Genomic DNA, 15,605 nt, shown 5'->3' on the forward strand with positions numbered 1-15,605 from the left:
ACGGGATCCCGCCCACCGAAGAGCACCTGCGGAAGCGTCAGCCCTTGAGGCGCGCCATCCAGGCCTCGACCTCGGTCGAGGTGCGGGGCAGCCCCGCCGACAGGTTCCGGTTCCCGTCCTCCGTGACGAGGATGTCGTCCTCGATCCGGACGCCGATGCCGCGGTACTCCTCCGGCACGGTCAGGTCGTCGGCCTGGAAGTAGAGACCCGGCTCGACGGTGAGGCACATGCCCGGCTCCAGGGTGCCGTCGACGTACGCCTCGGTGCGCGCGGCGGCGCAGTCGTGGACGTCCATGCCGAGCATGTGGCCCGTGCCGTGCAGGGTCCAGCGGCGCTGCAGGCCCAGCTCCAGGACGCGCTCGACGGGGCCCTCCAGCAGACCCCACTCGACGAGCTTCTCGGCCAGCACGTGCTGGGAGGCGTCGTGGAAGTCGCGGAACTTCGCGCCCGGCTTCACCGCGGCGATGCCGGCTTCCTGGGACGCGTAGACCGCGTCGTAGATCTTGCGCTGGATGTCGGTGTACGTGCCGTTGATCGGCAGCGTGCGCGTGACGTCGGCGGTGTAGAGGGAGTGCGTCTCCACACCGGCGTCGAGCAGCAGCAGGTCGCCGGAACGGACGTCGCCGTCGTTGCGGACCCAGTGCAGGGTGCAGGCGTGCGGGCCGGCGGCGCAGATGGAGCCGTAGCCGACGTCGTTGCCCTCGACGCGGGCGCGAAGGAAGAAGGTGCCCTCGATGTAGCGCTCGGACGTGGCCTCCGCCTTGTCCAGGACTTTCACCACGTCCTCGAAGCCGCGGACGGTGGAGTCGACGGCCTTCTGCAGCTCGCCGATCTCGAAGGCGTCCTTCACGGCGCGGGCCTCGGAGAGGTAGACGCGCAGCTCCTCGTCGCGCTCCTTGGTCACCTTGTCGGTGAGGGCGGACTCGATCACGGAGTCGTGGCCGCGGACGCACCGGACCGGGCCCTCGGCCTCGGCAAGGGCCTCGGCGAGCTCCCGCACGTCACTGGCGGGAATGCCCAGGAGCTGCTCGGCCTCGGAGAGGGAGTGACGGCGGCCGACCCACAGCTCGCCCTGGCCGGACAGCCAGAACTCGCCGTTCTCCCGGTCGGAGCGCGGCAGCAGGTAGATGGTGGCGGTGTGCCCGGCCGCCCCGGTGGGCTCCAGGACCAGGACGCCGTTCTCGGTCTGGTCACCGGTGAGGTACGCGTACTCGGTGGAGGCGCGGAAGGGGTACTCGGTGTCGTTCGAGCGGGTCTTCAGCCGGCCGGCGGGGACGACGAGGCGCTCGCCGGGGAAGCGCGCGGACAGTGCGGCGCGGCGGTCGGCGGTGTGCCCGGCCTGGGCGATGGGCTCCAGTCCGTGCAGCTCGGTGTCGGCCCAGCCGGTGCGCATGCTCTCGGCGAGTTCGTCGCTGACGCCCGGGTACAGACCGTTCTTGCGCTGCTTGTGCGTCTTCTTGGGCTGCTCTTCTTCCGGGGTCTCCGGGGTGAGCTCGTCAGCCACGTCTTCTCCTCAGCTACGACGGTACGGACCTGGGTGTGGACCGGATCCATCGTATGCGTGTGCGGGGGGAGCCGGTCCGAATCGTGCCGTCCGTCACGATACGGACCGTGGACCGCGGTCCGGCCGGACGTGAGGCGGCCCACCCGGAGCGGCCGGCTCACTCCGGCCCGCGCCTTCCGGCCCACGCCCTCCGGCCCACGCCCTCCGGCCCGCTCACTCCGGCTCACTCGAAACGGGCGGCGAGCAGCACGATGTCCTCGGGGGCGTCGGCCGGCTCCCCCTCGGGCAGCAGGGTCCGCAGGATGTGCTCGCACAGGGCCGCCGGGTCCTCCCGGGCGCCGCGGGGCACGCCCGCGGCCGCCGCGTGCAGCCGCGCGTAGGCCCGGTCCATGGCGTCTCCGGTGTGGTGCAGCAGCCCGTCGGTGTAGAGCAGCACCGTTTCTCCGGGCGCGGGTTCGATCTCCACGCTCGGCGCTTCCCAGCAGGACAGCATGCCGAGCGGAGCGGAGAGCGAGGTCTCCACGTACTCGGTGTGGTGCTCGCCGATGAGGAGCGGCGGGGTGTGCCCGGCGCCAGCCAGGATGATCTTGTGGCCCTGGCCGTCGGAGTGCGGGCCCCCGGCCGGTTCGCAGTAGGCGAAGAGTGCGGTGGCCGAGCGAGCCGGCTCCGTGAGGCGCAGCAGCAGCTCCAGGTCGGACAGGACCGCGACCGGGTCCTCGCCCTCCATGACGGCGTAGGCCCGCAGCGACGCGCGCAGTCTCCCCATGGCGGCGACGGCGCTCGGCCCCGATCCGGTGACGGATCCGACGGCCAGGCCGAGGGCGCCCTCGGGCAGCGGGAGGGCGTCGTACCAGTCGCCCCCGCCGCGCGGCCCCGTGTGGTGGCGGGCCGCGAGCTGCACCCCGGGGATCCGGGGGAGCCGGCTGGGCAGCAGTTCCTCGGCGACGGTCGCCAGGCGCGCGCGGGAGCGTTCCACCTCCAGCATCCGGGCAAGGTGCTCGGCGGCGTGCCGGACGTACAGCCCGGCGAGGTCGCGCTGGCGGTCGCTCGGCTCGGCCTGCTCGTCGTAGAGCCAGACGGCGGCGCCGAGCCGGCCGGCGGCCTCGGCGGTCAGCGGGAGCGCGTAGCTGGCGGCGTAGCCGAGGCGGGCCGCGACCTCGCGGTGCCGGGGGTCGACGGGGGCGGCGAAGCCGCCCGCGCCGGGGGGCTCACCCGGTTCGGGGAGGACCTCGGAGCCGCCGTGGGCGTCGGGCAGTCCGTCGAGGATCCGGCCGTACGAGGTCGCGCTGCGCGGCACGGTCTCGATGTGGCCGAGTTCGGCGTGGCCGAGACCGAGGCCGATCGTGCTGGTGGGGCCGAGCCCGTCGGAGGGCTCCAGGACGATCAGTCCGCGGCGCGCGCCGACGAGTGCGGCTCCGGCGCGCAGGAACTCGTGGAGGGAGGTGTCGAGGTCACAGGTGCGGGCCAGCCGCTCGGTGAGCTCGTGCAGGGTGGTGAGATCCGAGACCATGCCCGCCAGGCGGTCCTGGATGACGCTGCCCGGGCCGGGCGGCGGAGCCGGTGCGGGGGTGGTGCGGGCGGGCGTGGGCGCCGCAGTGTGCGGTGACGCGGTAACTGCTGGATCGATTCCAGCCACTTTCGGCAGATGCGAGGCGCTCATGGCGTCCGCCTTTCCACCTGGTGCGATTCGCCATATAGCATCGCAAACCCCCAGATCGTGCTGCGCCGCCATCAAGGAATCCACATCTACACGCAGACGTGGATGCATGTCCAGCATTGCCCAGGTGGGAATCCTGGTGTCCGTGGTACGGCAACTCACGGTCGAGCCAAGGCTAGAACTTGGCCGGAAAAAGCTGGAAGCGGTCGGTTTTTGAGGTCGACTGGGCGGGCGCCGCGGGGGGCTCGGGTACGTATTCGTTGGCGCCCGAGGCGAGTTGGGGCCGCCGCAGACCGATGGGAACCACCCGGCGCGGCCCGTCGTCCTTAGCGGCGGCAGCCGATCTCGGCCGCCGGCGCGGGTCGCGCTCCGCCCCCGCCGGACGTTTGATGGACCCGTAAGAAAACTGCACGAACCGTGTGAACCTGCTTCTGGCGGACAGTGACGCGCAACCTGTACGTGTGGTGAGACACCGGTTACATGGTGTGATGTGGCCCTCGGCGTTCAACGGAAAGGAACGAGCGCTCATGCGCGAGATCCTCGGAAGGCGTCTCCAGCGGCTCCGCGATCGCTTTCAATCCCTGCGCCCCGACACGGGACAGAGCGGCGCCGCGTCCGCTCTCCTCGACGCGGCGCTCGTCTGCGCCACCACATGGCAGTGGCCCGTCCTGCCCGGTGTCGGCCGGTCCGCCACCGACGGCTCGCGGTGCGCCTGCCCCGATCCCGACTGCGTCGTCCCCGGCGCCCACCCCTTCGACCCCGGACTGCTCGCCGCCACCACCGACCCCCGGATGGTGGCCTGGTGGTGGACCAACCGGCCTACCGCCCCCGTTCTGATGGCCACCGGCGGGGCCGCCCCCTGCGCGGTGAGCCTGCCGGCCGGTGCGGCCGCACGGGCCCTCGTACGACTGGACGCGCAGGGCATGCGCCTCGGTCCGGTCGTGGCCACGCCCACGCGCTGGTCGCTCCTGGTGGCGCCGTATTCGCTGGAGCGGCTCGGCGAACTCCTCTACGCGAAGGACCACGTGCCCTCCTCGCTGCGCTTCCACGGCGAGGGCGGCTACCTGTTGCTGCCGCCGTCCGCCGCGTCCAGTGGTGGCCGGGTCCGCTGGGAACGGGAGCCGCAGCCGCAGCCCCGGCCTCGGTCCGGGCAGCGTGAGCAGCAACAACACCAGGCGCGGCAGCAGCCACCGCTGGAGGCCGATCCGCAGGGTGCGGTGAACCTCTGGCTGCCCGAGGTCGAGGCGGTCGTGGACGCGCTCGTCGAGGCGAGCAGTGGGGCACCCGGCGGCGGCAGCAGGCTCGCGTACTGACCCGCAGGACGTCTGCGGATCACTCGTACGGGTGCCAGCGGGACGAGTTTCGCAGGGAATTGGGCGCGGGGATCTCCGTGCCCCATTCCCGCGTCGCTATCTTCGGCGAATGAATCTCCGCCTGATCGGTATCGGTGCCGGTGTGCTGATCATCTTGTCGCTCCCGCTCGCCGGAGCGATCGCCGGGCCGGATTTTGCCGGTCAGGACGACGGAAAGGGCGGCGGCCTGTTCTCGACGCTCGGACTTTCCGACTCTCCCCGCACCTCTCCGACGGCCCCCGCACGGCCGGCGGGAGGGGCGGTGGAGCCCGGAAAGCCGGGTCCGGCCGAGCAGCCCCGTACCGATTCGCGCTGCGGTCCCGAAGTGTCCTCGCCGCACGGCGTGGAGGCGCAGACCTGCGTGCTGGTGGGCGAGGGCCTTACGTGGGGCCGGAGTTACTACAGGAACACGAGTGGCCGCGCGCTGGATGCCGTGCTGACGCTGATGGGTCCGGCCGGGCGCACGGTGCAGATCCGGTGCGCGGTCGGCGCGGGTGACGAGCCGGGCCTGTGCGAGACGCCCAAGGAGGACTCTGCCGGAGCCCCGGACAGTTACTCGGCCGTAGCGGAGTTTGCAGTTCCGGATGATGAAGGGGCGCTGCTGCTGCGGTCCGGGAGCAACTCGACCGTGCCGCATGACGGTTGAGTACCGCCGGAAAAGGAAGGGCCCGGTCGCTGGCGACGGGGGATGCACCAGCGACCGGGCTACAAGAACGGTAACAAGAGATCGCCTGTTCGCAAATTCGATCTCTGATATTCAGACACCGATTTGCAGACGATTAGCGGGAGTTGTGACTCCGGTCACCGGCTCCAGGCGTACGCGCGATCAGCTGAGGGTCACCTGGCGGTTGGTGAGTCCGCCGCGTGCCCGGCGCTCGTCCGTGGTCAGCGGTGCGTCCGTGGCCAGCGCCCCGGCCAGCCGCTCCGCGAACTCCGCCGCGGGCTTCTCGACGTCGTCGGCCGTGACTCCGGTGGGCAGGTCCCAGACGGGGACCATGAGGCCGTGCGCACGGAAGGAACCGACGAGCTTCGTGCCCTCGCCGAGCGAGGACGTGCCGGCCGCGTGCAGCCGCGCGAGGGCGTCGAGCAGCTTCTCCTCGGGATGCGGCATGACCCAGCGCAGGTGGTTCTTGTCCGGGGTCTCGCACCAGTACGCCGCGTCCACGCCGGTCAGCTTGACGGTGGGGATCGCGGCCGCGTTGGCGCGCTCCAGTGAGGCGGCGATCTCCGGGGAGGCGCTCTGGGCGCTCTCGGATTCCGGAATCCAGAATTCGAAGCCGCTGTGCACAACCGGCTCGAAACCGCCGTCCGTGTCCAGGAGATCCTGAAGTCGGGGACCCTCGGCGGGAACCCGGCGGGCAGCGACCGGAGTGCCGGGCTCCGCTACGAGCGCGCGCTCCAGGGTGTCGGCCATGTCGCGGCCGAGATCCCCGCTGGACGACTCGTTCTGCAGGCCGAGGAGGACGGACCCGTCCTCGCGGCGCAGCGCCGGCCAGGCCATGGGCAGTACGGTCACCAGGGTGACGGAGGGGACGCCCTCGGGCAGGCCGCCCTTGAGGGTCAGCGCAGCGGTGGCGGCGGGCACCAGCTCGCGCAGTGCGACCCAGTCGCACTCGCCCGGCAGGCCCTCGAACGGGCGGCGCACGTGCTCGGTGACGGCGTGTGCGGCGGCCGCGCCGTGGCAGGCCTTGTAGCGGCGCCCGGATCCGCAGGGGCAGGGCTCGCGCGCGCCTACAACGGGGATCTCACCGTTGTTGAGCTGCGGCTTTGCAGTCTTGGCTGCGGGGCGCTTCTTGGCCATCGTGGGTGTCTCCCGGTTGCGGCGGTACGGCGTCGTGTCTGGGCGCGAGCCTAGCCGTTCGTACCGCCGGAACCGGTGGGGTGCGGCCGGGAGCACGGTCGGCGTGCGCTCCCGGACGGCCGCCTGTTCGGATGACCGGTACTGCTGTTCTGTTTCCTGCGTCTCTCGCTGTGCTGTCGGTCTGCTGTCGGTCTGCTGTGGTCGTGTTGTTCGCGTGCTGCGGGGCTGTGTGCTGTCAGGGATCCCGCGGTCAGGGATCCAGGTCGTCGAACGCCGTGCTGAAGTCGATCGCCGGGGGCGCAACGCGCGTAGCGAAATCCTCGTGCCGGGGCCCACAGGCAACGACCACCCACACGGTGACCTCACCCGCCGCTCCGTCCCGGACACCCCAGTCCTGGGCAAGGGCGCTGATGATGTTCAGCCCCCGGCCGCCGCGCGCGGTGACCGAGGGCGTGGCAGGAACAGGGCGGGTGGGACCGCCCCCGTCCGTGACCTCGACCGTCAGCCGCCCCGCTCTGTCGACGCGCCAAGCGGCGCGTATCTCCCCGTCTCCGACTTCCCGTGTGCCCAAGGGCCTGCCGTGTCGGCAGGCGTTGCTGAGCAGTTCGGAAAGGATCAGTACGGCATCGTCCACGACCGATTCGGGCACACCGCTGATACGCAGTTGTTCGCGCATCCGATGTCTCGCCTCGCCCACGCCCGCAGGACCATGGCGTACGTCCATGCACGACGACGTGGGCACTTCTTGTGCCACCACCAACGCCACCCCCGGAACCTCCTTAGCCCCACGCATGGTCTGGATGCCCCAATGGCCTGGACCGGAAACCGCCGAAGCGGGCCGCCCTGACGCATTCATGCCGAACGAATACGGAGCGGATGCGCCGGGGCACACCCTGTTACTCGCGGGTCAAAGGTGACGGGTGTGCAAAACGTGACGTCAGCGCCCTAGTTGGGACAGAACTTGACGGGGTCTGTTCGTGATGATCGCCTCCACGCCCAGATCAGCGCAGAGCTGAACGTCTGCCGGCTCGTTCACTGTCCATACGTGTACGGAGTGGCCCGCGTCCTGGAGCTTGCGGATGTAGCCGGGATGGTTGCGCACGATCCGCATGCCGGGGCCGGCGATCGTCACCCCCGCCGGCAGTCGCCCGTCCCGCATCCGGGGCGAGATGAACTGCATCAGGTACACGGTCGGGATCGTCGGGGCGGTCGCCCGCACCCGGTGCAGCGAGCGCGCGGAGAAGCTCATGACGCGGACCGGGTGCGGCCCCTCGGCGGGCGGGGCGTCCAGTCCGAAGCGCTTGAGGAGGAAGAGGAGGCGCTCCTCCACCTGTCCGGCCCAGCGGGTCGGGTGCTTCGTCTCGATCGCGAGCTGCACCGGCCGCCCGGCGTCGGAGACGAGCTCCAGCAGGCGCTCCAGGGTGAGGACGGAGGTCCGCTCGGGGTCCGCGTCCCAGTCGGGGGACTCCTCGCGGTCCTTCCAGGAGCCGAAGTCGAGGGCGGCGAGATCGGCCAGCTCCAGGGCCGAGACGGCCCCGCGGCCGTTCGAGGTGCGGTTCACCCGGCGGTCGTGGACCAGGACCAGGTGCCCGTCGGCGGTGAGCCGGACATCGCATTCGAGGCCGTCGGCGCCGTCCTCGATCGCCTTGCGGTAGGCGGTCAGGGTGTGCTCGGGGGCATCCTCCGAAGCGCCGCGGTGGGCGACGACCTGGATGGTGCGCGGCATTGCGTGGGTCACCGGGTCATCGTGCCATCGCCAGGGCCCCCGGCGTCGAGGTCCATCCTGTGGATCCGTGCGAAATGTCGGATATAAAGAATGGGGAGAGATGCACAGGTCCGGCTTACAGTGCTCTGACGGGTCATGGGAAAGGCTTTGCCCAGGAACTTGTGCGGCACGTCGAACGTTCAGTCGGACCGATCGCCAGAGATTTTTCGAAGCCGTGTGTGACGAGGAGAGAGCGCTGTGAGCACCGAGAACGAGGGCACCGCGGCCCCCACACCCCCCGCGGCCCCGTCCGTACCCCCTGCTCCGGCCTCCGCGACGCAGGCGCCCGGACCCGTGCCCGCTCCGCAGCCGGCCGACGCCGCGCCGCAGCCCGTGGCGCCGGTCCCGGCCGCTCCGGCGCCCGGGCACGCGGCCGCCGAGCCGACGACGCAGCAGCTGCCGCCGGCGCCCGCACCGGGCAGCGAGCACACCCAGCAGATCCCGCCGGCCCCGGCGGCCCCGGCCTATGGCCAGGCTCCCACCCCGGCCGCGCACGGAGCCGAGGGCTGGCCGCCCCCGCCGCCCACCGTGCCGGCGTACGGAGGCGGTGGCCACGGCGGCGCCTGGGGCGCTCCCCTGACCGCCGACGGCTCGCCCGCGCCCAAGCCGAAGGGCAAGGGCGGGCTGATCGCGGGCGTGCTCGTGGCGGCCCTTCTCGCGGGCGGCATCGGCGGCACCGTCGGCTACTGGGCCGCCGAGCGCAGCGACAACGGCACCGGCTCGACCACGATCAGCGCGGCCAACACCCCCAAGGACGTCAAGCGCGAGGCCGGCTCCATCGCCGGCCTGGCCGCCGGCGCACTGCCCAGCGTGGTCACCATCGAGGCCTCGGCCGGCGACGGCGAGGGCGGCACCGGCACCGGGTTCGTCTACGACCAGCAGGGCCACATCCTCACCAACAACCACGTGGTGGCCTCCGCCGCGAACGGCGGGAAGCTCTTCGCGACCTTCTCCGACGGCAAGAAGTACGACGCCGAGGTCGTGGGCCGTGCCCAGGGCTACGACGTCGCGGTCCTCAAGCTGAAGAACCCGCCGGCCGGCCTCAAGCCGCTGCCGCTCGGCGACTCCGACAAGGTCGCGGTCGGCGACTCGACCATCGCGATCGGCGCCCCCTTCGGCCTGTCCAACACGGTCACCACCGGCATCGTCAGCGCCAAGAACCGCCCGGTCGCCTCCGGCGACGGCAGCGGCAGCAAGAACTCGTACATGAGCGCGCTCCAGACGGACGCCTCGATCAACCCGGGCAACTCCGGCGGCCCGCTGCTCGACGGTCGTGGCGCGGTCATCGGCATCAACTCCGCGATCCAGTCGGCCGGCAACGGCGGCTTCGGTGGCGGCCAGGCCGGTTCCATCGGCCTCGGCTTCGCCATCCCGATCAACCAGGCGAAGAACGTGGCCGAATCGCTGATCAAGACCGGCAAGCCGGTCTACCCGGTGATCTCGGTCTCCGTGGACCTCCAGGCCAAGGCGGAGGGCGCCAAGATCTCCGAGCAGGGCGCGGCGGCCAACGAGCTCGTCGACCCCAACGGCCCGGCCGGCAAGGCCGGTCTGAAGCCCGGCGACATCATCACCGAATTCGGCGGCAAGCCGGTCGACAGCGGCCCGAGCCTGATCAGCATGATCTGGACGTACAAGCCCGGCGACACCGTGAAGCTGACCTACCTGCGCAGCGGCAAGCCGACCACGGTCGACATCACGCTCGGCTCGCGGGTCGGCGACAAGTAGCACCACAAGCCACGGCGGTGGCCCGACGAGGAGGGGGCCGTAGGCGGAATCTGCCTACGGCCCCCTCCAACGTCCGCTTATGCTTCGTTGGTGTTCGATTCTCGGCACATACGGACCTTTCACACGGTGGTCGCCTCCGGGTCGTACTCGGCCGCCGCCCGCGTCCTGGGGTACACCCAGCCCGCCATCACCCAGCAGATGAAGGCGCTCGAGCGCGCCGTCGGCACCCCGCTGTTCACCCGTGTGGGCCGCAGGATGCAGCTCACCGAGGCCGGGGAGTCGCTCTCCCGGCACGCCGAGACCATCCTCGGCAACCTCTCCGCCGCCGAGGCGCAGCTGAGGGCGTACGCCCGCCTGCGCACCGGGCGGGTCAGGCTGTGCGGCTTCCCCAGCGCCAACGTCACCCTCGTCCCGGAGGCACTGAGCGGTCTGGCCAAGGACCATCCGGGCGTACAGGTGGAGTTGCTGGAGGGCGAGCCGCCGGAATCGCTGCGTCGGCTGGAGCGCGGGGAGTGCGACATCACCCTGGCCTTCACCTATCCCGGCCTGCACGAGGAGATCCCCGAGGAGGTCGCCGAGGTCAGGCTGCTGGAGGACCAGCTGACGGTGCTGCTCCCGACCGGGCATCCACTGGCCCGCCGCCGCGCCGTGCACCTGGCCGACCTCGCCGAGGAGCGTTGGATCGCCGGCTGTCCGCGCTGCCGGGCGAACCTGCTGCACGAGTGCGCCGAGCTGGGCTTCGTGCCCGACATCCGTTTCGCCACCGACGACAACCTGGTGGTGCAGAGCCTGGTCGCACAGGGCCTGGGAGTCGCGATGATGCCCGCGCTGGTACTGCCCTCCCTCTCGCTGAACCGGGTCTGCGGGCGGGCGCTCCAGCCCGCCGCCCGCCGGCACATCGCCGCCTACGTCTACCGGGACCACCTGCGGATACCGGCGACGGCCGTGGTGCTCGACGCGCTGAAGCAGGTGGCGGCGAACCGGATCGGCTGCTGACCAACCCATAAGCGCTGTTTGGTATTTCAGGTCATAACTGTCGTTGGACGTGATGAAACGGCGGCAGCACGCTGCCGATATGACCACCACCACACCGGCCCGCACCACCACGAGGATGGCCGCCCTCGTCAGTGAGATCCGCACGGTCGTGGAACGGGGCCTGGCTCCCGATCTCACCGCGTACCTGGTGGGTGAAAGGCTCGCCCCGCACCTGGGTGCGCCCGACCTGCTGGCGCCGGCGCAGCAGGAAGGCGACCCGGAGCGGTACCGCCAGCACATCCTGCACGCGGAGTCGGACGGCAGCTTCTCGGTGGTGGCCCTGGTCTGGCTGCCCGGACAGGAGACCTGTATCCACGACCACGTGTCGTGGTGCGTGGCAGGGGTGCACCAGGGCGAGGAGAGCGAACGCCGCTTCCGTCTGGCACCGGGTGTCGGCCCGGCCCGCCTGGTGGCCACCGAGGACGTGGTCAACGCCCAGGGCGAGGTCTGTGGCTTCGCCCCGCCGGGAGACATCCACAAGGTGCGCAACTCCTGCGGCACCAAGGCGATATCCGTGCACGTCTACGGCGCCGACGTGTCCCGGCTGGGTACCAGCATCCGCCGCGTCTACGCACTCCCCGTCGACTGATGGCCCTCCTTCACCGCCCTCACGGAGCGGCGGTCCGGCATGTTTCACGTGAAACATCCACCCCCTGGCCCGGGTTGGCGATGGCTGCGGGCGGAGCGCTGACCGCGTGGTGCATCCACCGCGCCGTGCCCGCCGTGCCCATGCTGACCGCCTCCGTGATGCTGGGCATCGCGGCGGCGCATCTCCCCGGTCTGCGGGGCTTCGTACGGGGAACGGCGCGCCCGGGCCTGTCCCTGGCCGGCCGGCGGCTGATGCGCATGGGCATCGTCCTGCTGGGCCTCGGTCTGGGGCTGGACCAGGTGCTCCGGCTGGGCTGGACCACGGTGGCGATGGTGGTGGGGGTGGTCGCGGCCACCTTTCTCGGCACCGTCTGGCTGGGGCGGCGCCTCGGACTCCCAGGAGACCAGCCCTTGTTGATCGCCACCGGGTACTCGATCTGCGGGGCCTCGGCGATCGGCGCGGTGAGCGAGGTGTCGGGCAGCGACGAGGAGGACGTGGCCGCGTCGGTGGCCCTGGTCACCCTCTGCGGAACCCTCGCCATCGCGGTACTCCCCCTCCTCCAAAGTCCGTTGGGACTCTCCGATCCGGCCTTCGGCCGGTGGGTCGGCGCCGGCGTCCACGACGTCGGCCAGGTGGTGGCGACCGCGCAGACCGCGGGCCCGGACGCCCTGGGCGAGGCGGTACTGGTCAAGCTCATGCGCGTGGCCCTGCTCGCCCCGCTGGTGGCGGCCGTGGCCTTCTCCGTACGGGCCCGGCGGCGCGGGGTGCGCAAGGCCTCGGGCCGCCGCCCGGCCCCGGTTCCGCTGTTCGTGGCCGGCTTCCTGGCCGCGGCCGCGCTGCGCGCCACCGGCGCGGTGCCCGACGTAGCGCTGGAGTGGGCGCACACCGCACAGGAGGCACTGCTAGCAGCGGCGCTGTTCGGCCTGGGGAGCGCCGTGCACCTGCCGACGCTGGCGCGGACCGGGGGGCGGGCGGCGGCGCTCGGACTCGGGGCGTGGGTGGTGGTGGCCGGCGTCTCGTACGCGGGCGTGCTGCTCACCGTATGACGGCACAACGGCGCCGAGTTGGCCATTTCCTGGCCGGAACCGACCGAACGTTCCGACTGGCCGCTGACATTGACGCGCGGCCGTGCCACTCTGCCCCGGCAGGGCCGCACCATGCACCGCAGGCGCCCCGCACCAGGCACAGCCGATCCGCACCGACCGCTCTTCACCCCCACCCTGCCCGGCTTCCACCGGACCGGGCACGGCAGAAGGAGTCATGCGTGAATCGTCATCGCACGGCCTTATCCGTCCTGCTCTCGGCGGGCGCCCTGGTCGCGGGCGTCCTGACGGCGGCCACCCCCTCCCTCGCGGCGGACGCCCCAGCGTCCTTCCGGCAGCAGCACACCTCCGGCTTCTGGACCGCCGAGCGGATGCGGAGCGCCACCCCGCTGGACGTGACGGCTGCCCCTGGCACCGCCCGCACGGCGGTCGCCACCTCGGCGGCGCCCACCAGGGTCGCGCCGACGGCTGCCGCGTCCCCCACGGCCTTCCCGCAGGCGGGCGGCGCGTGGACGGGCGGTGGCGCGGTCGTGAAGACCTCGGGCCGGGTCTTCTTCACGATGGGTGACCGGACCGCCTCCTGCTCCGGGGACTCGGTGACCAGTGCCAACGGCAGCACCGTCATCACGGCCGGCCACTGCGTGAAGTACCAGGGCGCCTGGCACACGAACTGGGTCTTCGTCCCCGCCTACAACAACGGGTCCGCGCCCTACGGCCAGTGGTCGGCCACCAAGACCTTCGCCACCGACCAGTGGGCGGCGAGCGAGGACATGAACATGGACGTCGGCCTGGCCGTCGTCGCCCCGCTGAACGGGCAGACCCTCAGCCAGGCCGTCGGCGCCCAGGGCATCCTCTTCAACGGCGGCTACAACAAGAAGATGTACTCCTTCGGCTTCCCCGCGGCCGCCCCGTACGACGGCACGAAGCTCGTCTACTGCAGCGGCAACAGCGGCAAGGACTTCCTGCTGACCAAGGACCACAGCCTGGGCTGCAACATGACGGGCGGCTCGAGTGGCGGCCCCTGGTTCCAGGACTTCAACGAGGCCACGGGCCTGGGCACCCAGGTCTCGGTGAACAGCTTCGGCTACACCTTCCTGCCGAACCGCATGTACGGCCCCTACTTCGGCAACGAGGCGAAAGCGGCCTACGACAAGGCCCAGACGTCCTGACGCGGTGTGGGAGCCCGGCGGAGCCCCCGCTCAGCTGCGGGTGAGCAGGGCTCCCCGCCGGGCACGTGCCAACGGTGAATCAACGGAGCCGCGAGCATCCCCGCCAGCCGGTACGCTGTACCCGCTCCGCCGCTGGTCGGCAGGGGCGAGGGTGGGTTGCCCGAGCGGCCTAAGGGAACGGTCTTGAAAACCGTCGTGGCGCGAGTCACCGTGGGTTCAAATCCCACACCCACCGCTTGCAGGTCAGAGAAGTAGCAGGTCACAAGGGGCGTCCCTCAGCGAGGGGCGCCCCTTCGTCGTCCGCTCCGTCTCACCCCGGATCCCGATCACGGCCACCAACGCCGGCAAAGAGGAGTCGGGAAAACGTCCATGACGGATGACCTTCCGGCGGGGTGACCTCTCTGGAGCGCCTGGTGCCACCGAACTGGCGGCACCCCTTCGCTGTTCCAGGTGTTCGGAGCGGGCCTGCTTGGCGTCCATACGTCCTTCCGGGTGGTGTTTGTCGGAACATCGGCGCGGAAGGTGGGGGCGGTGCGGTTGCGAACACATCATGACGAATGTATGCAGATCCGCCCGTCGGAACATCGCGAATCGAGGCACCCCGTCATGGCTCACCGCAGCGTCCTCACGTCGATCTGGACCTCCCTCCTCACCGCCCTCGTGGCCTTCCTCTCCTCCCTCGGCCTCGGCGGCAAGGCGGCTCTGGCCGCCGCCCCGGCCGGCGACTTCGCGGCCCAGCCCGCCGCGGCCGCCCTCTCCGTCGCACGGCCGGCCGTCGCGGCCCGGCGGACCTGGAGGGCGATGATGCGGGGCGGTTCGCTGCCGCCGACCATCAAGCAGCGGATCCGCGCCGAGGCCCACGGCAAGTCCCCCTCCGTCCGCCGCTCCACCACCGCCGCGGCCATGGGTGCCGGACAGGGAACCACCGCGCCGCTCCTGACCCCGGCCGCATCCCCAGTCGGAGCACGCGTCGGGGCCGCAGTGGGAGTCCCGGTGGCCACCGCCCGAGGAGCGCTCGCGCTGGCCGCGTGACCCCGCAGTCGCAGTCGTAGCCGTAGTCGTAGTTCTGGACGTACCCGTAGTCGTAGTCGTAGTCGTACGGCGCTGGAGCCCGGTCGGTCGCGACCGTGGATCGCGCCGCGTGGTGTCCCCGGAGCGGGGCACGGATGGATCACCCCGGCGTGCGCCGGGTGGTGCAGGGGGCGTGAAGCTTGGCAGTGCAGGGCCGCAGGCCCGGGAGACGGTGGGGTTCCCGGACGGCGCGGCCCTTTTCGGCATGTCCGGGGCCGGCCGGTCTGGCGGAACGATTTTTCCCGTGTGCAACACGGGCCGCAGCCGCTCCCAAGGCGCTGACCTGGGCCTTCGAGGGCGCGAATGAGGTTTATCCGATGTTGGTCATACTTGCGGGGGAATCGGGGACTCCGGGGTGGTTCGCCGGGGATTCGGTGGGCAACTCTGGTCTCGCGACGTCGTCACCACGAACGACCGAGGCGGTCGGCCAACTGCCTTGGAGCGAATCCCACTTCGGTTTTCTGGAGGAAAAGAAGACATGGCAAGCATCCGTACCGCCCGCGTCATCGCCGTCGTCGCCGCTCTGCCCCTCGCCGTCGCACTCTTCGGCGGTGTGGCATCGGCCGACAACGGATCTTTCGCGAACGACGGATCGAATGCGAGCGTCGCCGGCATCATCGGCAGCGGCGTGGGTGGGAACAACACCGGCAACTCGTCCACCTCGCAGCAGGTGGCCACCGGTTCCGGTGCCTCCAACCAGAACAACACAGCGCAGGTCAACGGCTCGGCCCTCACAGCGATCCACCAGGCCAACTCGAACGTGGCGGTCAACTTCCACCCCTGGTGGTAGATGCGGCCTGAGCCGCCGCTCCGATTCTTGAGGGCGTCTGTGCGACCGGACCGGCTGGGGTCCGGTAGCGCAGGCGCCCTCGCGCATGCCCGCCCTCCCGGCCC

Annotated in this window: 14 protein-coding genes and 1 tRNA gene; 10 read left to right on the forward strand and 5 right to left on the reverse strand. The window is 71.3% G+C overall.

The features are described from left to right. Positions 1-37: 37 nt before the first annotated feature. Together ACZ6JT_RS19935 and ACZ6JT_RS19940 are read right to left on the reverse strand one after the other, a co-directional pair. A complete protein-coding gene (locus tag ACZ6JT_RS19935) occupies positions 38-1,504 on the reverse strand; it encodes an aminopeptidase P family protein (RefSeq protein WP_469211402.1) in 1,467 nt (488 codons plus the stop codon). Positions 1,505-1,727: 223 nt separating this feature from the next. Beyond that, entirely contained in the window at positions 1,728-3,281 is a 1,554-nt protein-coding gene (locus tag ACZ6JT_RS19940; protein WP_469211404.1) for a PP2C family protein-serine/threonine phosphatase, read from the reverse strand. Positions 3,282-3,688: 407 nt separating this feature from the next. Between ACZ6JT_RS19940 and ACZ6JT_RS19945 the strand changes: the two genes are divergently transcribed. After that, complete coding sequence (locus tag ACZ6JT_RS19945) at positions 3,689-4,474, forward strand: bifunctional DNA primase/polymerase (protein ID WP_469211407.1); 786 nt, start codon at positions 3,689-3,691, stop codon at positions 4,472-4,474. 109 nt (positions 4,475-4,583) lie between these two features. Continuing rightward, positions 4,584-5,159, forward strand: coding sequence for a hypothetical protein (locus ACZ6JT_RS19950; protein WP_469211408.1), 576 nt, complete (start codon positions 4,584-4,586; stop codon positions 5,157-5,159). Positions 5,160-5,339: 180 nt separating this feature from the next. On the opposite strand, the gene ACZ6JT_RS19955 is transcribed toward ACZ6JT_RS19950, so the two are convergent. The 3 genes from ACZ6JT_RS19955 to ACZ6JT_RS19965 form a co-directional block, all read right to left on the reverse strand. After that, positions 5,340-6,314: a DUF5926 family protein gene (locus tag ACZ6JT_RS19955; RefSeq protein ID WP_365468218.1), complete on the reverse strand. Its 975-nt coding sequence runs from the start codon at positions 6,312-6,314 to the stop codon at positions 5,340-5,342. A gap of 250 nt (positions 6,315-6,564) precedes the next feature. After that, complete coding sequence (locus ACZ6JT_RS19960) at positions 6,565-7,080, reverse strand: ATP-binding protein (protein ID WP_376611851.1); 516 nt, start codon at positions 7,078-7,080, stop codon at positions 6,565-6,567. Positions 7,081-7,251: 171 nt separating this feature from the next. Then, positions 7,252-8,040, reverse strand: a complete 789-nt coding sequence (locus tag ACZ6JT_RS19965; protein ID WP_469211582.1) for a glycerophosphodiester phosphodiesterase — start codon at positions 8,038-8,040, stop codon at positions 7,252-7,254. Between the two features lie 237 nt (positions 8,041-8,277). Here ACZ6JT_RS19965 and ACZ6JT_RS19970 point away from each other — a divergent pair, with 237 nt between their 5' ends. The 8 genes from ACZ6JT_RS19970 (at position 8,278) to ACZ6JT_RS20005 (ending at position 15,501) form a co-directional block, all read left to right on the forward strand. After that, entirely contained in the window at positions 8,278-9,804 is a 1,527-nt protein-coding gene (locus tag ACZ6JT_RS19970; RefSeq protein ID WP_469211410.1) for a S1C family serine protease, read from the forward strand. Positions 9,805-9,894: 90 nt separating this feature from the next. Further along, the gene (locus ACZ6JT_RS19975; RefSeq protein ID WP_365468224.1) at positions 9,895-10,800 is read left to right on the forward strand and encodes a LysR family transcriptional regulator; all 906 of its coding nucleotides are present in this window, start codon (positions 9,895-9,897) and stop codon (positions 10,798-10,800) included. Positions 10,801-10,879: 79 nt separating this feature from the next. After that, positions 10,880-11,428 carry a cysteine dioxygenase family protein gene (locus ACZ6JT_RS19980; protein ID WP_469211412.1) on the forward strand — a complete coding sequence of 183 codons (549 nt, stop codon included), beginning with the start codon at positions 10,880-10,882 and terminating at the stop codon, positions 11,426-11,428. After that, on the forward strand, positions 11,428-12,474 hold the full coding sequence (locus ACZ6JT_RS19985) for a YeiH family protein (RefSeq protein WP_469211414.1): 1,047 nt from the start codon (positions 11,428-11,430) through the stop codon (positions 12,472-12,474). The genes ACZ6JT_RS19980 and ACZ6JT_RS19985 overlap by 1 nt, the downstream gene beginning before the upstream one ends. 218 nt (positions 12,475-12,692) lie before the next feature. Then, complete coding sequence (locus ACZ6JT_RS19990) at positions 12,693-13,640, forward strand: trypsin-like serine peptidase (RefSeq protein WP_469211415.1); 948 nt, start codon at positions 12,693-12,695, stop codon at positions 13,638-13,640. 150 nt (positions 13,641-13,790) lie between these two features. Further along, positions 13,791-13,875 (forward strand) — tRNA-Ser (locus ACZ6JT_RS19995). A 371-nt stretch (positions 13,876-14,246) separates the two neighbouring features. Further along, positions 14,247-14,672, forward strand: a complete 426-nt coding sequence (locus ACZ6JT_RS20000; RefSeq protein ID WP_469211416.1) for a DUF6344 domain-containing protein — start codon at positions 14,247-14,249, stop codon at positions 14,670-14,672. 517 nt (positions 14,673-15,189) lie between these two features. After that, positions 15,190-15,501, forward strand: a complete 312-nt coding sequence (locus ACZ6JT_RS20005) for a hypothetical protein (protein WP_469211418.1) — start codon at positions 15,190-15,192, stop codon at positions 15,499-15,501. The last annotated feature ends 104 nt before the right edge of the window (positions 15,502-15,605 follow it).

This window comes from Streptomyces sp. NPDC046308 (assembly GCF_055588065.1).

Excerpts from the sequence above, each read along its gene's own strand:
- ACZ6JT_RS19985 (WP_469211414.1), top strand. The coding sequence starts at position 11,428 with ATGGCCCTCCTTCACCGCCCTCACGGAGCGGCGGTCCGGCATGTTTCA.
- ACZ6JT_RS19940 (WP_469211404.1), bottom strand. The coding sequence starts at position 3,281 with ATGCTGGACATGCATCCACGTCTGCGTGTAGATGTGGATTCCTTGATG.
- ACZ6JT_RS20000 (WP_469211416.1), top strand. The coding sequence starts at position 14,247 with ATGGCTCACCGCAGCGTCCTCACGTCGATCTGGACCTCCCTCCTCACC.
- ACZ6JT_RS19945 (WP_469211407.1), top strand. The coding sequence starts at position 3,689 with ATGCGCGAGATCCTCGGAAGGCGTCTCCAGCGGCTCCGCGATCGCTTT.
- ACZ6JT_RS19980 (WP_469211412.1), top strand. The coding sequence starts at position 10,880 with ATGACCACCACCACACCGGCCCGCACCACCACGAGGATGGCCGCCCTC.
- ACZ6JT_RS20005 (WP_469211418.1), top strand. The coding sequence starts at position 15,190 with ATGGCAAGCATCCGTACCGCCCGCGTCATCGCCGTCGTCGCCGCTCTG.
- ACZ6JT_RS19950 (WP_469211408.1), top strand. The coding sequence starts at position 4,584 with ATGAATCTCCGCCTGATCGGTATCGGTGCCGGTGTGCTGATCATCTTG.
- ACZ6JT_RS19965 (WP_469211582.1), bottom strand. The coding sequence starts at position 8,040 with ATGCCGCGCACCATCCAGGTCGTCGCCCACCGCGGCGCTTCGGAGGAT.
- ACZ6JT_RS19955 (WP_365468218.1), bottom strand. The coding sequence starts at position 6,314 with ATGGCCAAGAAGCGCCCCGCAGCCAAGACTGCAAAGCCGCAGCTCAAC.